Source organism: Variovorax sp. P4_D9 (assembly GCF_056401695.1).
This window is the reverse complement of the sequence record NZ_JBFUIU010001131.1, coordinates 1-2,307: the sequence shown is the minus strand read 5'-3', so window position 1 is coordinate 2,307 and position 2,307 is coordinate 1. Positions and strand designations below refer to the sequence as shown.

Here is a 2,307-nt window from a genome sequence, read left to right as displayed (position 1 = left end):
GTCTGGATCGATCGGGCGATTCGCGCGTTCGGGGTCGTCATCGTTGTCCATGGGTGCGAAGGGCGAGGTTGGCGAAGGGCGCGGCGGAGTGGGTGTCGACGCCTGGCGTCGCGCACTTGCCGCGGCAAGTGGCGTCACTGGTTCTGGATCGGGTGCTTTGCCGAAGTGGTTGCATAGTCAGGCGCGCCCAGCGGCTTCATGCCCCGCGCTGGAGCCCATGGACGTGCGCCCTTGAGTCATCCGGGCGTCTTATCTATGCTGCGAATGGACAGCCAGCTGGCGCTGGTAGGGGTTGCTTCRGCGCCCGCCCATCACGGGCGGTTTCTCGATGCCGGTGGCTGTCTCTCAAACTTGCTACTGCGGACGTTAGTCTCGCTCGTCTGTGACGTCGTCACGCGGGCCGGTGTTCAGGTCGCCAACGAGGTCAGTCAGCACCGCATAGCCTGCCTCAAGGGCGCCGATGTAGGTCGGGAAGCCTGCAGCAGCTTCCAGCAAGGAGATGAACTCGCTGGAGTGATCGAACGATTCCAGGATCACCCAATAGTAGTGGCCTTCGCTATGGCGGCTCACCGTCAACGCGAGCGAAAGGAGTTTGTGGTCCATCTTGCCATTTTCGGTTCGCGATGTAACAGTCGGACGCCTGATGCCACGCCGGCGAGAAAGCCGGCCACGCGCCCCCTTCGAAAGGGCTCCGCTGTGGACACATCGATTGTCGAACGCTTCCACTACCAAGGTTGGCGTGTTCTGGTCTACGTCTGGTGGGATCTATCCGACCGGCGCTTCGCGGGCAGGGCCGAGCTGTACCGACAGGGCGCCTTCAGGTGCCGAATCGCATTGGGCAAGAATTTCGAGAACGTTGAAGAGGCGGTGGACTCCTTGCGGAGCAGGGCCCGCGCATTCATTACGGACTGGGAGCGACGTGTGCACAACTCCGACAGCGAGTTCAGTGAGTTGTAACCGTCACCGGGTCTCTGTCAAGCTCTTGAGGGGCACACTAAGGGCCCTTCAAAGGCTGCAGCTCCGTCCGTAAGAACGGAAGAAGGAGATTCCCATGCTCACCGATGGTGGGGCGCAATTTGGCTATCGCGAATGGGTAGTACGCGTGGAGATCACGGGTGCCGGAGAGGCGCTCTCAGGGCGTGCGGACCTCCTTCGGAAGGGACAGCACAAGTGCCGCTTGGTGCTGTCCACTTCGCGCCTCGACGCAACTGCCGCAAAGCTCGCGCTGTGCACCAAAGCCCGCGACTTCATTGACGACTGGATGTCCCGCAACAACACCGGCGAATCGCGATTCTCGGATCTGTAGGGCTGCATCGCGGCGAAGTGGAAGAGCTCCGGCGATGTTAGAGGCGCTTCGGCAACCCGCTCACTGAGAGGGGGGCCTCGATACCGGCGGCCCCGTCGCGACCATTCACGCAGGCGCAAAAAAGCCCGCCGAAGCGGGCAAGACCTTCTTGCTGCAAGGTCGAGAGGGGATGGCTCATGGTGGAACTCATGCCTGAACCGGGCCTGAATGTCCCGCAAGGCCGGGGGCTGAAGCTGCCGCACTGGGCCCCGATTGCTCCACAGATTTGTCCACCGCCACGGTGGAGACCCTGCCACTCAGGATTGACGCAATCCCACACAATTTCGCCGAGAAGCTGTACACTTTTGTATTACATGAAGCGAGTAGTCTTTTTCATTTTTCGATCTTGCCCGTGAAGAGGCAGGGAGGATGGGAATGGAATCTCTCTCCGAGGGCGATGGGGCTATACGCGACTCGCTATCAGCGCGAGTAGCTGCTTTCGCGTTGGCAGCCAGGAAGAATGCGGGAAAACCGGCTGACTCAAAAAGATCGTACTTTGCCGACTACGATCCAACGAGGGGCGGATGGTTTGTCAACAATATTGACATCCGCGAGCAGTCAGCGTTGACCGGTGAGCCTATCGACTACCGCCCGGATCAGGTTCTACGTCGTGACACCCCCCGCGCTTCGCCTGAAATTACCGCCCGACCGACCTTTAAGGCGATGAACTTTTTCGACACTCCGTCTTCTCTGACCTTCACTCCGGTGCGCCCAGCGCCTTCATGTGCGCCACGATCGCCTCGAGCTGTGCGAGGTCGAACACCCCATGCAGAATCACCGCGCCGGTGTTGAGCACGTCCAACTCCTTGATGGCGTGCTCAACCTTGGGCAGCGGGTATTCCTCGGCTACGCGGACCTCGTGGTTCCTGCGGGCGATGCGCTTGGGGTCAGGAGGCTTGAGGGGCATGTCCAAGGATAACGGGCGGCACAGCACCTCCGGTTTCTCGGGCGCGCGGGGAATC

4 protein-coding genes are annotated in these 2,307 nt (G+C 61.0%); 1 reads left to right on the top strand and 3 read right to left on the bottom strand.

Annotated features, from left to right (window positions below; all coding sequences use genetic code 11):
• Window positions 1-366: 366 nt before the first annotated feature.
• Window positions 367-603, bottom strand: coding sequence for a hypothetical protein (locus tag AC1DY5_RS51955; RefSeq protein ID WP_478122068.1), 237 nt, complete (start codon window positions 601-603; stop codon window positions 367-369).
• A gap of 448 nt (window positions 604-1,051) precedes the next feature.
• Between AC1DY5_RS51955 and AC1DY5_RS51950 the strand changes: the two genes are divergently transcribed.
• Window positions 1,052-1,306, top strand: coding sequence for a hypothetical protein (locus tag AC1DY5_RS51950; RefSeq protein WP_478122067.1), 255 nt, complete (start codon window positions 1,052-1,054; stop codon window positions 1,304-1,306).
• Window positions 1,307-1,343: 37 nt separating this feature from the next.
• Here the strand turns inward: AC1DY5_RS51950 and AC1DY5_RS51945 are convergent, their stop codons facing one another.
• Window positions 1,344-1,484, bottom strand: a complete 141-nt coding sequence (locus AC1DY5_RS51945; RefSeq protein ID WP_478122066.1) for a hypothetical protein — start codon at window positions 1,482-1,484, stop codon at window positions 1,344-1,346.
• 558 nt (window positions 1,485-2,042) lie between these two features.
• A partial coding sequence (locus AC1DY5_RS51940) for a hypothetical protein (RefSeq protein WP_478122065.1) occupies window positions 2,043-2,307 on the bottom strand: 265 nt, incomplete at its 5' end.